The organism is Massilia sp. Root133, assembly GCF_001426525.1.
Taxonomy (GTDB): Bacteria; Pseudomonadota; Gammaproteobacteria; order Burkholderiales; family Burkholderiaceae_D; genus Telluria; species Telluria orientalis.
The window spans coordinates 269694-284205 of record NZ_LMEW01000023.1 but is presented as its reverse complement, the minus strand read 5'-3'; the positions used below and the strand labels follow the sequence as shown (position 1 = coordinate 284205).

Here is a 14512-nt window from a genome sequence, read left to right as displayed (position 1 = left end):
GATCCAGTCAGGAGACACCGTGAAACGACGATTCCTTCTCAAGGCCGCGGCGACGCTGCCGTTCGCATTCGCGGGCGTCACGACCGCCGCACCGCTGCGCCGGCGCGTGCGCCCGGGCGATCCCCTGTGGCCATCCGCCGCCGCGTGGGGCGACCTGAAACGCAGCGTGGGCGGCCGGCTCGTCAGGCTCGACGCGCCGTTCGCCGGCTGCGCCGCCGGTGCGGATGCGCCCTCCTGCGCGGCCGCGCTGGCGCGGCTGAAAAATGGTTTCGAGATGGGCGACCAGCCGAACTTCACGCACACGAGCGGCTGGCTGGACGCCTGGTCCTCGCAGCCCAGCGCGTATGCCGTCGCGGCGCGCACGCCGGCCGACGTCGTCGCGGCCGTGAACTTCGCGCGCACCCACGACCTGCGCCTCGTCGTCAAGGGCGGCGGCCACAGTTACCAGGGCACGTCCGACGCGCCCGATTCGCTGCTCGTCTGGACCCGGCACATGAACGACGTGCGGTTGGAGCCCGCGTTCGTCGCGCGCAACTGCGGGACGGCGCCGCAGCCGGCCGTCACGGTGGGCGCGGGCGCCATGTGGATCGATGCCTACGATGCCGTGACGACGCGCGCCGGCCGCTATGTCCAGGGCGGCGGCTGCACCACCGTCGGCGTGGCGGGGCTCGTGCAGAGCGGCGGCTTCGGCAGCTTTTCCAAGCGCTACGGCACGGCGGCGGCCGGCCTGCTGGAGGCGGAAGTCGTGACGGCCGACGGCCAGGTCCGCATCGCCAACGCCTGCACGAACGCGGACCTGTTCTGGGCATTGAAAGGCGGCGGTGGCGGCAGCGTGGGCATCGTCACGCGCCTCACCTTGCGCACGCGCGAGCTGCCGGCCACGTTCGGGGCCGTCTTCTGCAAGGTGCGCGCGGCCGACGATGCCGCGTTCCGCGCGCTGGTCGGCAAGCTGGTGGAGTTCTATGCGAGGGACCTGTTCAATCCGCACTGGGGCGAGCAGATCGGCATCCATGGCGACAACACCGTCGACGTCTCGATGGTGTTCCAGGATCTCGACGAAGCCGGCGCCGCACGCACGTGGGCGCCGCTGCTCGACTGGCTGCGCGCGCATCCGGGCTACTCGTTCGAGAAGCCGTTCCAGGTGCTGGCCCTGCCCGCACGACATATGTGGGACGCGGCGTTCTTCCGCGAACACGCGCCCGGCTTCATGGTCGCCGACCCGCGTCCGGGCGCGCCCGCGCATCACGTGATCTGGAAAGGCGACACGGACCAGGAGGGCTGGTTCATCCACGGCTACAAGTCGGCGTGGCTGCCGGCCGGGCTGCTCGATCCGACACGCCAGGCCGGCCTTGCCGACGCGCTGTTCCAGGCGAGCCGGCACTGGAGCGTGGGCCTGCACTTCAACAAGGGCCTGGCCGGCGCGCCGCAGGCGGACATCGACGCGGCGCGCGCCACCGCGACCAACCCCGCCGTGCTGGACGCGTTCGCGCTGGCGATCATCGCGGGCGGCGACGGGCCGCGCTTCCCCGGCATGCCCGGCGGCGCCGTCGATACGGTCCGCGGACGCGCCCGCGCGCAGGCGATCGGCCGGGCGATGGACGCGCTGCTCGCGGTGGCGCCGCGGGCCGGTGCGTACGTCTCCGAAAGCGATTACTTCCAGGCCGACTGGCAGGACGCCTTCTGGGGCGCCAACTATCCGCGGCTCGCGCAGGTCAAGCGCAAATACGATCCGGACGGCCTGTTCTTCGTGCGCCACGGCGTGGGCAGCGAAGCCTGGAGCGAGGACGGATTTACACGCAACGCGTGACTCCCGTTACTGCGCGTCTGGCGGAATAGCCAGCGGATGCTCGGCGCGCGCGGCATCGATGCGCGCCTTGAGCGCGCGCGTGTTGTCGTCCTCGCCCCAGCGCTTCGTGAACGCCTGCAGGCGCGTGCGCGCCCGCTCGACGCTGCCCGATTCCAGCGAAGATTCGATCGGGCCGCGCGCCTCCGCCCACGCGCTCGCGCGCTGGCGCTTGCGCGTGCACGCGCTGGACGCCTCGTTCAGTTCGCGCTGCAGGCGTTCCAGCTGCTGCGGCGTGGCGCGGCTGCTGCGCAGCGCGATCAGCTCGGCCTGCGCCTGCTTGCCCTGGCAGGCCTGCGCCAGGGCGATGGCGCCGTCGATGCGCTTGTCGATTTTCTTCGCCGACGGCTTGGCCCACAGCCACACGCCCCACAGCACGGCCAGCGCGACGATCCACCAGCGCAGGCGGATCGGCTGGCGGCCCGCCGGTGCCGGCGCAGGCGGCGGCGTCGGGTGCGGCGACCACGGGATGCCGCGGCCCCGCTTCGGCGGCGGCGCGGTATTGGCCTCGACCGGGCGGCCGCCGTGGCCGAAGGCCGTCGCGGACGGCGTCGGCTTCGGCTTCGGCGGCGGCGGCACCTCCTGCACGGTATCCGGCGCATCCGACCAGCCCGACAATCCGGCGACGGCCTCCGCCCCGGCTGTCGCGGCAGCGGCAGTTGTAACGTTATCGGCGGCAACGCGGCGTACATGTCCATCGTCCTGCGGCGGCGGCGGTGCGCCTGCCTGCTGGGCCGTCCCGCAATACGGGCAGTACTGCACGCGGCGCGGCATGCCGCGTGCGCAGGCGGTGTTGATGCAGCGGTAGATGGCTTCGTCCTGCACGGTGCGTCCTTATTCCGGGTCCGGGATGCCGTCGTCGTCCGGATCCGGGATCGCGGTGCCGGCGGCCGCCATCAGTTCCGGGATGTCGGCCACGGTCTTCCACTTGTCCGCGCGCGGATTCCACTGCATGTTCCAGATGCGCGTGCCCGTATCGATCTCGCCGCGCGTCAGCTGCTGCACGACTTCGTCCAGCGCGAACGGTCCGCGCTGCACGCCGCCGACGAACAGCTTGTAGCGCGCGGGGATCGGCGTCGCACCCACGACGTACGCGGCCGGCCCGAGGCTCGGTGCCGGCACCGCATCGGGCGCGCCCGGCGTCGGTGCGACGACGGTCGGCACGGCCGGCGCGTACTGCGCGGACGGCATGACAGGCGCAGCTGCGCGCCGTTCCAGCGCCTGCGCGGCGCGCGCGTCGGCCGACAGGAACTCCGGCCGGATCACGCGTTTGTCGACGGGCCGCTCGACTTCCCACGCGTACGCGTCGGACGCCGAATCGGGCACGGTCTCCGTCCATGTGTCGAGCTGCGCGAGCGCCGCTTCCACCTGCGCGGGCGACAGCGCCGGGTCGATGCCGGCGGCGCGCCGCATCCACTGGTCGTACAGGCGCCGCGCCGTGATGTACGGCAGCGACGGCGACGGCAGCTGCGCGCCCGTCTCGTCCACTTCCAGCTTCGGTTCGTACACGCGCAACTGATAATGACGCATCAGCGCGGCCAGCAGCGCCAGTTGGTGTGGGCCCATCGCGGCCAGGCGCTGGCGCGTCGCCGCGATCACCTGTTCGCGGTAGTACGGCGGCAGGCCGTTGGAGCGGATCGCGTACTCGTTGCCGATCTGGAGCCATTCGCCCGAGCCCTGCTCGACTTCGAACAGGTATTGCCCACGCGGCTGGAACGCGGCCTCGCGGTCGCCCGCGTCCTGCTTGCGGCGCAGGACGCCCAGCGCGACGGCGGCCAGGAAGAATTCGTAGTCGTCGGCCAGGCGATTCAGCTCGTCCATCGACGGCGAGATCGGGTGGCGGAAACGCGTCGAATCGAAGTGCAGGTGCGTCGGGATCTTCGGGTTTTCGATTTGGTAGCTGGCGCGCCACGTCGGCAGGCCGCGCAGCACCGTCATCGGGTAGCCGGACAGCTCGATGTAGCACACGGCCCGCCCCGGCACGCCCGTGTTCACGACGGACACGAGGTCGCCGTGGAAGAAGCCGGTCGGCACGGCGGCGCGGATTTCCCCTTCCAGCCTGCGCCACGCGGCCGGGTCGCCCACGCCGATGAAGCACTTGAACTGGTCCGCGCTGGGCGTGAACTCGGCCGAGAAGCGCGCGTTAATCCACGGCATGGCGCTCTTGATCCACTCGGAGAAGATGCGATGGCGCTCCTGCGGCGACATCGCGCCCAGGCGTTCCACGAGCGGGTCCGGCAGCTCGGCGACGGCCTGCTCGCCCGACAGCTGCAGCTGCGCGCGCCGGAACAGTTTCAGCAGCAGGTCGGAACGCAGTCTCTCGTCGCCCAGTTGCGGGAACAGGCGCGCGGAGCCGCCGAATTCCAGCAGCACCTCCTCGCTCCACGCGCTCACGTCGCCCGTCAGGCGGACGGGTTCCGGCAGCACGTCGCTCGCCAGCTTGATGTAGGTGGCGTGCTCCTGGCGCGCGTCGGCACGGAGCTGGCCGATGCGCTGGTCGACGGCAGCCAGCATCGCGCCCACGTTGCGCCGTCCTTCCTGGAATTCGCCGGCGACGCCGCTCCAGCGCACCTGGCCGTGTTCGTCCGGCGCCTGCGGTTCGCCCAGCCACGCCGACAGGCTTTGCATCACCTCGATGGATTGTCCCGCCGCGACCGCGAGCAGGTGGAAGCGCAGGTAGTCGGCGATGTCGCGCTTCAGGTGGTTCATGATCTCTCTCGCCTGCGCATCCTTGCCGAACAGCCGGCCCGCGGCCTGCGTCAGGTGGTTCAGCGATTCCTCGACCTGGCGCGTGCGCAGGGCGTCGCGCACGTCGCGGTAACGCTTGCCGTTGCGCTGCACGTTCGCCAGGTCGCGCTGCGCGAGCCGCGCCTTCACCTGCTCCAGCAGCGACAGCACGAATTCGAGGCCGCCCTGCTTGCGGTCGTCCAGCAGCATGTACAGCCGGCCGCGCACGTTCAGGCGCAGTTGCGCGAGCAGCTCGCCGGTATGCCGCTTGATGCGGTCCTCGCTCGTCTCGGCCGTGGCGCCGGCCTCGCGGATGGCGTCGCGCTCCAGGTTCGGCAGCAGCTCGACGACCTTTTCCCGCCACAGCTTGAGGTCGTACGAGGCCATGATGCGGTCCATCTCCAGCTGCACCTTGCTCTCGACGCGCTCCAGCAGCGAGCGCTGGTCCTTGTCCAGCAGGAGCATGTCGGTCAGCGCGTATTCCGGGAACGGCGTGACGTCGACGGTCCCCTTTTTAAAATCGGGGAATTCCGCGAACGGGTGCTCGGCCATGCCCATCTGCTCGCGCATGAAGGCGTCGCGTTCCTGGTCGGCGGCCCGCCGGGCGACACTCCCATCGGCCGCGACGAGGCCGAAGAACGCCTTCACCATCAGCGCCGCCAGTTCATACGCGCGGATGTCTTCGCGCAGGCTTTGCTGCGTGTCCAGCACGGACTGGCCGAACGCGGAATAGACCTTGGAGTACGACAGGCGCATGTCGCCGAAGCGCTGCTCCGGCACGCGCGGGTTGTACGGCCCGAGCTTGTGCTGCTGCTGGTTGACGGCGACGGAACGCTTGCGGTTGGCGAAATCGGCCGACGCGAAGTCCTCGAACAGCGTGTCGGCCACCATCTGGTACACGTCCTTCACGTCCTGCGTCGCCTTGTTCGCGAGGTTCGCGGTGTCGACGAAGTACACATCGTCGAACGGCGTGCCGCGGCCGACGATGCTGTCCGGCTCCATCCACTGCACGCGCGCGTTCATGTCGCGCATGCCCGTCTCCAGCTCCATCAGCGTGGCGTACGCGTTCGCCTCCGTGCGCTCCTTGTTCGCCTTCGCGTAGCCGGACGGCAGGAACATCACGAGGTCGACCTGGCTGTCCGACACTTCCTGGCGCGCGACGGCCTTGGCGATCCAGCCAAGGTCGATGGCGCTGCCCGCGCCCGTGCCGCCCGCGTTCGACGCGATGACGACGATGCGGAATTTGGACGTGTCGACCTGCAGCCCGAGGCGCTGGTAATTCTCCTTGCGCTCGATGCCCGCGTTACTGCTCAGGAAATTCAGCGCGCCCTTGATGCGGCCGCGCAGCTTCGGATATTTGTCGAACAGGTACAAGCGCGCCAGCGCGCGGATCTGGCCCGCGCCCTTGGACGGGTCGATGCCCAGCGAGCGCAGTTTTTTAGGACGCAGCGGCATCCAGTTTTCGATCAGCGGGAAGCGCGCGAGGCTGTCGTCCGACTCGTGGTACTGCGGCAGGTCGAGCGGTTCGACGAGGCGTTCCTCGTCGGACAGCTTGACCAACTCGAACCACGGGTCGGTGCGCTGCGACTTGCCCTCGTCGATGACGGCATTCGCATCGAGGTCGAAATGGAGGAAGCGCGCGACGGGAAAGTCGGCGATGGATTCGACGCGGGTCGGATGCCGGCGGTTCCACACGGCCGCGAGGATGCGGCGGCGGATGCGCATCATGACTTCCATGCCGGTGCCGCCGGCGCCGATGAACAGCGTCGGGCGCAGGTCGACTTTGAGCTCGGCTTTGCCGGAGAGCGATGCGGGATCGGGAAAATCTGCCATGGTGTTCTCTTTGAAAGGTCAGCGGCGGCCGACGAAGAAGGCCGCGACCAGCGTGACCACGCCGACGACGACCAGCGGTCCGGTGATGGCGGGCGTCAGGTATTTGCTCGCGTTGACGATCGCCAGCACGACGGCGGCCGACAGGAAGCCCATGCCGACGAACAGCAGCCAGCCCGCGCTCCCGGCCGACGACGGTGCCACGCGCTTGACGACGAGGTGGTGCACATAGGCGTTGCGCACGAAGAAGTAAATCACCAGCAGCACGACGAACGCGACGGCGCCGATCGCCATGTCGCGCCCGGCCGTGTCGCGCAGCGGCGCCGCGCTCGTGTTGGTGGCGCCGCCCGGCGCGATCTCGACGGGCTGCGTGGCCGTGTCGGGCGTCGTCTTCGGCAGGCTGTCCTGCGGCGTGGTGGCGGTCTGGCCCGGCAGCTTGAAGCCTGGATCGGTGCCGGCGGTGTCGGGGGCGGGCTTGGTCTGGTCGTTCTGCATGGTGGGTTCCCGTGGGTTCATCGGCCGAGCCGCACCTGCGCGCCTTCGCGCAGGTCCAGCAACTGGTGGCCGAACAAGGTCGTCTTCAGGCGGGCCACTTCATTGCCCGCCTTGTCGTAGATCGGTTGCGTGGCGCCGGCGCGCGTGTGCACGGTGCGTAGTTCGTCTTCCACGACGAGCTGCACCTTGCGCGGCCGGCCGTACGCATACGCGGCGCCCGCGCCGGCCGCCAGCAGCGCGAGGCCGCCGGCCAGCAAGGCGACGAGCGGCCCCGAGCCGTAATGGACATGCACCTCGACGGGCAGCACGGCCGTCGAGGCCTGGATGTCGGCCGGCGGCGTGAAGATGTCCGGCAGCGGGTCGCCCGGGAACAGCGCCGCCATGCGCTCGCGGAACGCCTGCGACAGTTCCAGGCGCTGGCCCTGCAGATGCAGTTCGATGCGGCCCGGCAGCACGTATGCGGAGCCGGCCGATTTCAAGGCCGCCATCGACCATTTGCCGGGCAGCTGCGCGACGGGCAGCGCTACCTGCGATGCGAGCGGTTCCGCGCGGCCCGGCGCCAGCCGCGTGACGGTATTCGTCTTCAACGCGATCGGGCGGTTCTCGCCGCCGAGCATCGAGCGCGCGGAGATCGTCGCGCCCGCGATCGTATACGGATACATCGTGTTCTGCAGCTGCCACTGGATCGTCGCGCTGGGCGTGCGCGCGTCGGGCGCCACGTCCGCGCGCAGGCGGCCGGCCGCATCCATCGAGAACTCGACGCCGGACGCGTCCTCGACCTTGCGCGGCACGAGGCGCACCGTATCGCGGTCGAGCGGTTTCAGGCGCGCGGGCGGTTCCGTGATCACGCGCTGGACGCGGCCCGCCGCCAGCAGCGCGTCGAGGGCGCGCGCGCCTTCCGGCCCGACCGCGAACACGTACACCATCAGGCCGTTCGCGTGGTAGTGCTGGCCCTGCACGGGCATCCGCAGCGGGAACGCGAGCGCCTTCGTGATCGCGGCGCCCTTGTGGATCAGCGCATAGAATTCGCGGTTGCGCTCGCTTGTTGCCTGGTCGTTGTTCGGGCTGTTGCGGTTGTTCGTCACGAGCCAGACGAGGCCCGCCTTCCCGCCCAGGACTTTGGTGATGGTCGTTTCCACGGCCTCGCCCAGGTCGGTGTCGGCGAGCGCCGTGCCGCCGGGTTTGCGGGCGGTTTCCAGCCCCGCCAGCGCGGCCTGCACGTGCGCGGGCGTGTCTTTCGTCACCTGCTCGGACAGCAGCGCGCGCGGCGACGGCGCGCCGGGCAGCGACTGGTTGAATGCGGCCAGCACGAGTGCGTCCCCCGGCTGCGCGACATTGCCGGCGAGTGCCGCCACCAGCGGCTTGAACTGCGATGTCGGGTCCGAATAAAACGGCTCCATCCAGCCGGAGTTCTGCACCAGAATAACCTGAGCCACTTGCGGCACGGCCCCGGCGGGGGCGATGCCGCACAACGCGAGGAGCAGGACGAACAGGCGGGCGGCCGTCACGTCGGCGCTTCCAGATTCCAGCCGCGGATCCGGTTCCAGTCTGGGTGGTGCAGCCACAGGCGGTTGGCGTAGACGAAGGGCACGCACTCGAGCGGCCGCGCGAGGCGCGCCACTTCGTCCAGGATCACGTTGCGCCGGCCGATCCACTCCACCGTGGTGCGGGCGATCACGCGGTTGGCCAGCGCTTCTTCGGCGCGGCCGGTGTATTTGTGGAAGCGCAGCACGAGCCCGCTGGGCTGGCTGCGGTTGTTGTTGAAGCTGCGCAGCAGCGGCAGGACGAGGGAATCGTCCTCGTGCTGGTCCTCGACGTGCTCGCCGGACCACGGTTCGTCGACGACGGGATGGCCGCGCCGGAACAGCAAATTGGCGAAGCCGAGGCGCGCGCCGTCGATCGGTTCGCGCTGCGGACGCGCTTGTACTCGTTCTGCCCCCAGTTCGAGGAACGAATACGACTGGCCGTCATGTCCGATCAGCCACATGCGGCCGTCGCGGCTCAGGGTGGGGCCGCCGAGGTCGAGGCTGGGCAGCCACGTGTCCGGCCACGCGAGCCAGCGCGGCGCCTCGCCGGGACGCCACGCGAGCTGGCCCTCGCCGTGCAGCCAGAACAGCTGGCCGTCGTAGCCGATGGGCCGCGTCCAGCCGGACAGCGGCAGCGCTCCGCAATCGAATTGCGGCCCCGGCGACAGGTCGGCGCCGAGCCCGCACAGGCCCAGCGTGCCGCCCGGATTGCGCACGAGGACGCCCAGCTGGCGCCGCATCAGGCCCGGCGCCGCGACGACCGGCGCAGCCAGCACGGCCTCCGTCCGGCAGGTCTCGCTGACAGGATTGATGGCGAGGCGGTACAGGCCGCGCGCCGTGGGCACGAGCGCCACGTCGCCGCGGCGCGCGGGCACCTGCAGGTGCGACGTGGGCAGCCAGCCGTAGTCGGATGCGCCGAACGCGAGATCGGCCGCGCCCTCTTCCGGCAGCAGCACGTGCCAGACTTCCGCCAGCGGATCCCAGTACTGCAGCACGCCCCGCCCGGGCGCCAGCGCGAGCAGGCGCTGTTCGGGAAAGCCGAAGGTGGCGGCTGCGAACACGCAATGGGCGTTCGGCGGCGGCGGCATGGCGGCGTCGAAGCGGCCGACTTCCGGCGCGGGAGGCCGCTCTTCGAGGCTGTCGCCCAGCGCCAGCGACGTCACGGGCAGGCCATGCGGCACGTGCCGGGGCAGCAGCGCATCTGCATACGGCCCCCACCAGTCGGGATGGCGCCCGGGCGCGATGCCGAGGCGTTCGAGCGGGCGGCCGCACGTGGGACAGAACGCGAACCCCTCGGGATAGATGGCGGCGTGGTCGCAGGATTGCGGCAGCGAGGCGCCGAGCAGGTGCGCGCAATCGGCCAGGCGGCCGCGCGCGGCGGCCTGCCAGTCGATCCGGCCCAGCCCGTCGCTGGACACGAGCTCGAACTGCCCGCTGCGTTCATCCTCCAGCCAGACACTGGCCGGCGTTTCCCATCGGTATGCCATGCGCTCCACCGTCGATTCGTCAAAATCGATCGCGGCCCGCTCAAACTCGGGGCCGTTATCGTTTTGGAATCATAGCGCCGGGATCAAGCCGACGGCGCCCTGTTCACGGAGTAGCGCGTGGCTGTGCTTCAGGGATCAAATAGCGGCGCGGGAAATGGAACTTTCGGCAGCATCGAGTGCCGCCCGGTTCACGTGGCGGATCTTCCACGTGCCGTTGTCCAGCACCATCGTCAGCACCACTTCATGTTTCGCGTCGCCGTCGCCGTCGAGGGTGACGAGGACGTCGGCGCTGCGCGCCTGGCGGCGCAGGGTGACGGCCTGCACGCGCCCCCGCAACCATGCGCCGTGGATGCGCGGCGATTGCAGGAAGTAGTCGCCCGCTGCCGCCTTTTGCTCCTGCAGGCGTTTCACCAGCTGGTCGACGAGCGGCTTCGCGACGTAGGCATTCAGACGGTCGTAGCGGTCGCTCAGCGGATCCTGGTCGGCGTCGAGCGTCTGCAGGTACCAGCCATAGAATTCCGCGGCCACGGTCTCCGGTGCGCGCAACGCCGCCGCACGCGCCGAGAGACAAACCAGCAGCACGCCAACCAGAATGAGCTTTAGGAAATTTCCTTTACGAATCAACATGATGGGCTCCTGACAGCCAGACTGTGCAACAATCCAGCTGGACAGGTCGTGACCTGCCGCAAGGGTGCGGAGGCCGTATAATGCCGGGTTGTCTTCCCCCTCCAGCCACGCCATGACGCCCACCGACGCCCTGCCCGCCGCCGCCATCGACTCCGCCACCGCGCACCTGCGCGACGTGCTCGCGATCGCGCTCGAACACACGCCCGAGCGGCGCGCGCTGGTCGTCTTCGACACCCGCACGGCCCTGGCCCGCGGCCTCGTCGCCGCCTACCGCGCGAACCTGCCGGAGGCCACGTTCATCGACTTCGACACGGTGCCCCCCGACGAGGTGCTCGCGACGTTCCGCACGCTGGCGCCGCAGGATCTCGTCGTGCTCGTGCAGTCGACGAACTTCCGCCTGGACGGCTTCCGCCTGCGCGTGGAATTGTTCAAGCTGGGCCTGAAGGTCATCGAGCACGTGCACCTGTCGCGCATGCCGGGCGCGCAGGGCGAGCACTACATCGAGGCGCTGGCCTACGATCCCGCCTACTTCCGCGGCGTGGGCCATGCGCTGAAGACGCGCATCGACCGCGCCCGCCGCGCCGAGGTGCATGGCGGCGGCGAGGTCCTCACGTTCGACTCGCCGCTGGAAAGCGCGAAGCTGAACGTGGGCGACTACAGCGCGATGAGCAATGTGGGCGGCCAGTTCCCGATCGGCGAAGTGTTCACGGAAGCGCGCGACCTGGAAGCCGTCAGCGGGCGCGCGCAAGTCCACGTGTTCGGCGACACGTCTTACCTCGTCAACCGGCCCGAGTCACCGATCACGCTCGTCATCGAGAAGGGCCGCGTGGTCGGCACGGAGAACGTCACGCCGGCGTTCCAGGAAGTCCTCGACATCATCCGCCGCGACGAGGGCGAAGTCTGGGTGCGCGAACTCGGCTTCGGCATGAATCGCGCCTTCACGCGCGAGCGCCGCGTGGACGACATCGGCACGTACGAGCGCATGTGCGGCATCCATCTGTCGCTGGGCGCCAAGCACGGTGTGTACGCGAAACCGGGGTTCAAGCGCAAGGATGCGCGTTACCACATCGACGTGTTCGTCGTGACGGATGCGGTGTACCTGGACGACGAACGCGTGTATGCGGACGGTGCGTGGACGGTGGCCGCCTGATCTACAATGGCATGGTTTTGTTGATGGACCATGCCATGCTCACTCCCGAACAACGCGACCGATTCCAGCGCGACGGCTACATCGTCATCCCGAATTTCAAATCAGCCGACGAGATCGCGCGCCTGCGTGCACGCGCCGGCGAGATCGTCGACGCGTTCGACCCTGCCGAATCGCGCGCCATCTTCACGACGCGCGACCAGGCGAGAGCCAGCGACGCCTGGTTCCTCGGCTCGGACAACACGATCCGCTGCTTCTTCGAAGAGGAAGCCTTCGGCCCGGACGGCCAGCTGAAGCAGGCCAAGGCCCTGTCGATCAACAAGATCGGCCACGCCATGCACGACCTCGACCCCGTGTTCAAAGCGTTCACGCACGATGCGAAGCTGGCCGCCGCCGCGCGCGACCTGGGCCTGGAACAGCCGCAGATCTGGCAATCGATGTACATCTTCAAGCAGCCGGGCATCGGCGGCGAAGTGCGCTGGCACCAGGACGCGACGTTCTTCGATTCCACGCCGATCAGCGTGACGACGTTCTGGTTCGCGCTGGAAGACGCGACCATCGAGAACGGCTGCCTGTGGGTCGAACCGGGCGGCCACCGCGGCCCGCTGCGCGAGCGTTTTCTCCGCGACGGCGATGCCATCACGATGGAAAAACTGGACAGCACGCCGTGGCCGGACGACAGCACGGCCGTGCCGCTGGAGGCCAAGGCGGGGGACCTCGTCTGCTTCCATGGGCTGCTGCCGCACTACAGCGCGCCGAACCGGTCGCCTGTCTCGCGGCACGCGTTTACCTTGCACGTAACGGATGCGCGCACTGCGTATTCGCCGCGCAACTGGATCCAGCGGGATGTGGATTTTCCCGTACGTGGCTTCGACTGATATACTCTTCCAGTACCTTTTAATGCACTTTTAAAGCACAAGCCGGGCATGGACTGTCATATCGAGATTTTTCACGAAGGCGAGTGGCGGGAAGCGGCGCAGGCAAGCTTCTCCGATGTGGTGCGGAATGGCTTCCGGCCGAACGACTGTGTGTTCGAATACGATCTGCTCTATGCCCTCGGCGATGCACCGCCGCCTGTGTCGCTTGTGATTCCGGTGGATGCGGATCGTCACGTTCGCAAAACTTGGCCCACTTTCCTGTACGACCTCGTACCGCAAGGTAATGGACGCAGATTCCTGCTCGACCATCTCAAACTTCCCGACGCCCAGGCGTCCGATCTGCCGTTACTGTGCGCCGGTGCCTTCAACCCGATCGGGCGCTTGCGCATCCGGGAAGCCGTCCACTACTACGAACAGCATGTCGAGCGACATGACCTGGCCGCTGACGGCTTCACGTTTGACGGGTTGCTGGCGCGCTCGCCCGACTTTCATGAAATGATGATGGTGCACGGCATGCTGGCCGCGGGTGGCACGGGTGTCCAGGGTGTCGCCCCCAAATACTTGTTGACCCGGGCGTACGATGGCAACTGGTATCCCGACGCGGCCCTGCCCGATGATCAGGCCCAACGCCACTACATCATCAAGCGCCCGCGCGGCCCCTCGGACGCCGACCGCAAGGTCCTGCGCAACGAAGCCCGCTACATGGAAGTCGCGCGGCGCTTCGGCATCCGCAGTTTCGACGTCCCGGTCCTGCACGGCGACATGCTGTTCATTCCGCGCTTCGACCGCCGCGCCCAGGATGGGCGGGTGCTGCGGTTCCATCAGGAGAGCGTCGCCTCGATCGCTGGCTTGGCCGGCTTCGGCACCCAGGCCGACCAGTTCGGGTTGGTGAACGCGATTCGAAGCGTGGTCGATGAGCCGCTTGCGGAGACCATCGAGTTCATCCGGCGCGACGTGCTCAACCTGGCCATGCGCAACACGGACAATCATGCACGCAATACGGCCGTGCAGACCGTCGACGGTGTCACGCGCATGACGCCTCTGTTCGATTTCGCGCCGATGTACCTGGACCCCGAGGGCATCACCCGGTCGGCGCGCTGGTACCATCCGGAGAGTCGTAAAGAGCTGCGGAACTGGCAGGACATCCTGGCGCAGTTGGCCTTGCCCGGGCCGGAACGTGCGGAGGTCGTCGGGGCCCTGGTACGGTTCGGTGAACAATTGGCGACCCTGTCCGATTGCATGCGCGACGTGGGCGTCGATAATGACATCGTCGATTTCGTCGCGCCCAGCATCGAAGCGCAACGCACCCAACTTCTGGCACTGAGATAGTCATGAGTAAAAGAAAACCGTTGGACAAGGCAGAGGCCCGCGAGCGGCGCAACCGGATGCTGGAGTCGGCGGCCGCGGCCAATCTTTCGCTCACCGAAGGGGTGCGCGAAATGCGCGCGATCGCCGGCATGACGCAGGAAGAATTCGCTCGTCATCGCGGGGTCAGTGCACGCGTCATCAAGGCGATCGAGCTTGGCCAGGCAAACCCCACTGTCGCGACTATGAATCGCATTGGACAGTTCTTTGGCCTGGAGGTGGCGTTCGTTCCGATCCGACGCGCCGCGCGGGATGCGGATCTGGAGCGGACCTTCTCTGACGACAGGGTTACGCAGACCGGCGCCATCGACGTTGCAGAGGGACTTCGCGTACTCGTCGAAACGAGAGAGGAACTTGCTGCCCAAATGCGCGAACTCAACGAGATGGTGCACGATCTTGGCGCCCAGTTAGGCGCTTTCAGTGGGCAACACAATGCGTCGGAAGGCGTGGCCGACTCATCCATTTTGCCTTCCAAAGTGCAACACCGCGTACGCAAGGAGGCGGCCACGCGCAAGGCGGATACCGATTTGAAAAAGAAATCCCGCCCGGCATGATTTCCTGTCGGGCGGCGAGGCGTCGGGCGAACC

General features: G+C 68.5%; 11 protein-coding genes. 5 read left to right on the top strand and 6 right to left on the bottom strand.

All coding sequences use genetic code 11. From position 1 onward, the window contains the following. Positions 1 to 19 precede the first annotated feature (19 nt). A complete protein-coding gene (locus tag ASD28_RS17170; protein WP_056130479.1) occupies positions 20 to 1807 on the top strand; it encodes an FAD-binding protein in 1788 nt (595 codons plus the stop codon). Positions 1808 to 1813: 6 nt separating this feature from the next. On the opposite strand, the gene ASD28_RS17165 is transcribed toward ASD28_RS17170, so the two are convergent. The 6 genes from ASD28_RS17165 to ASD28_RS17140 form a co-directional block, all read right to left on the bottom strand. Next, entirely contained in the window at positions 1814 to 2668 is an 855-nt protein-coding gene (locus tag ASD28_RS17165) for a hypothetical protein (RefSeq protein ID WP_056130476.1), read from the bottom strand. 9 nt (positions 2669 to 2677) lie between these two features. Then, positions 2678 to 6403 (bottom strand): tubulin-like doman-containing protein, encoded by a 3726-nt coding sequence (locus ASD28_RS17160; protein WP_056130474.1) that lies wholly within the window; start codon positions 6401 to 6403, stop codon positions 2678 to 2680. 18 nt (positions 6404 to 6421) lie between these two features. Further along, entirely contained in the window at positions 6422 to 6895 is a 474-nt protein-coding gene (locus tag ASD28_RS17155) for a hypothetical protein (protein WP_056130470.1), read from the bottom strand. A 17-nt stretch (positions 6896 to 6912) separates the two neighbouring features. Continuing rightward, the gene (locus tag ASD28_RS17150) at positions 6913 to 8403 is read right to left on the bottom strand and encodes a hypothetical protein (protein WP_056130467.1); all 1491 of its coding nucleotides are present in this window, start codon (positions 8401 to 8403) and stop codon (positions 6913 to 6915) included. Next, positions 8400 to 9908: a hypothetical protein gene (locus ASD28_RS17145; RefSeq protein WP_056130464.1), complete on the bottom strand. Its 1509-nt coding sequence runs from the start codon at positions 9906 to 9908 to the stop codon at positions 8400 to 8402. The genes ASD28_RS17150 and ASD28_RS17145 overlap by 4 nt, the downstream gene beginning before the upstream one ends. Before the next feature lie 135 nt (positions 9909 to 10043). Next, entirely contained in the window at positions 10044 to 10535 is a 492-nt protein-coding gene (locus ASD28_RS17140; protein WP_160409246.1) for a DUF3828 domain-containing protein, read from the bottom strand. 112 nt (positions 10536 to 10647) lie between these two features. Here ASD28_RS17140 and ASD28_RS17135 point away from each other — a divergent pair, with 112 nt between their 5' ends. The 4 genes from ASD28_RS17135 to ASD28_RS17120 are packed head-to-tail and all read left to right on the top strand — an operon-like array spanning position 10648 to position 14479. Then, on the top strand, positions 10648 to 11685 hold the full coding sequence (locus ASD28_RS17135; RefSeq protein ID WP_056130459.1) for a hypothetical protein: 1038 nt from the start codon (positions 10648 to 10650) through the stop codon (positions 11683 to 11685). A 35-nt stretch (positions 11686 to 11720) separates the two neighbouring features. Continuing rightward, positions 11721 to 12560, top strand: coding sequence for a phytanoyl-CoA dioxygenase family protein (locus ASD28_RS17130; protein WP_056130929.1), 840 nt, complete (start codon positions 11721 to 11723; stop codon positions 12558 to 12560). 48 nt (positions 12561 to 12608) lie between these two features. Continuing rightward, the gene (locus ASD28_RS17125; protein WP_082577134.1) at positions 12609 to 13889 is read left to right on the top strand and encodes a HipA domain-containing protein; all 1281 of its coding nucleotides are present in this window, start codon (positions 12609 to 12611) and stop codon (positions 13887 to 13889) included. A gap of 2 nt (positions 13890 to 13891) precedes the next feature. Then, positions 13892 to 14479, top strand: coding sequence for a helix-turn-helix transcriptional regulator (locus tag ASD28_RS17120; protein WP_056130457.1), 588 nt, complete (start codon positions 13892 to 13894; stop codon positions 14477 to 14479). The last annotated feature ends 33 nt before the right edge of the window (positions 14480 to 14512 follow it).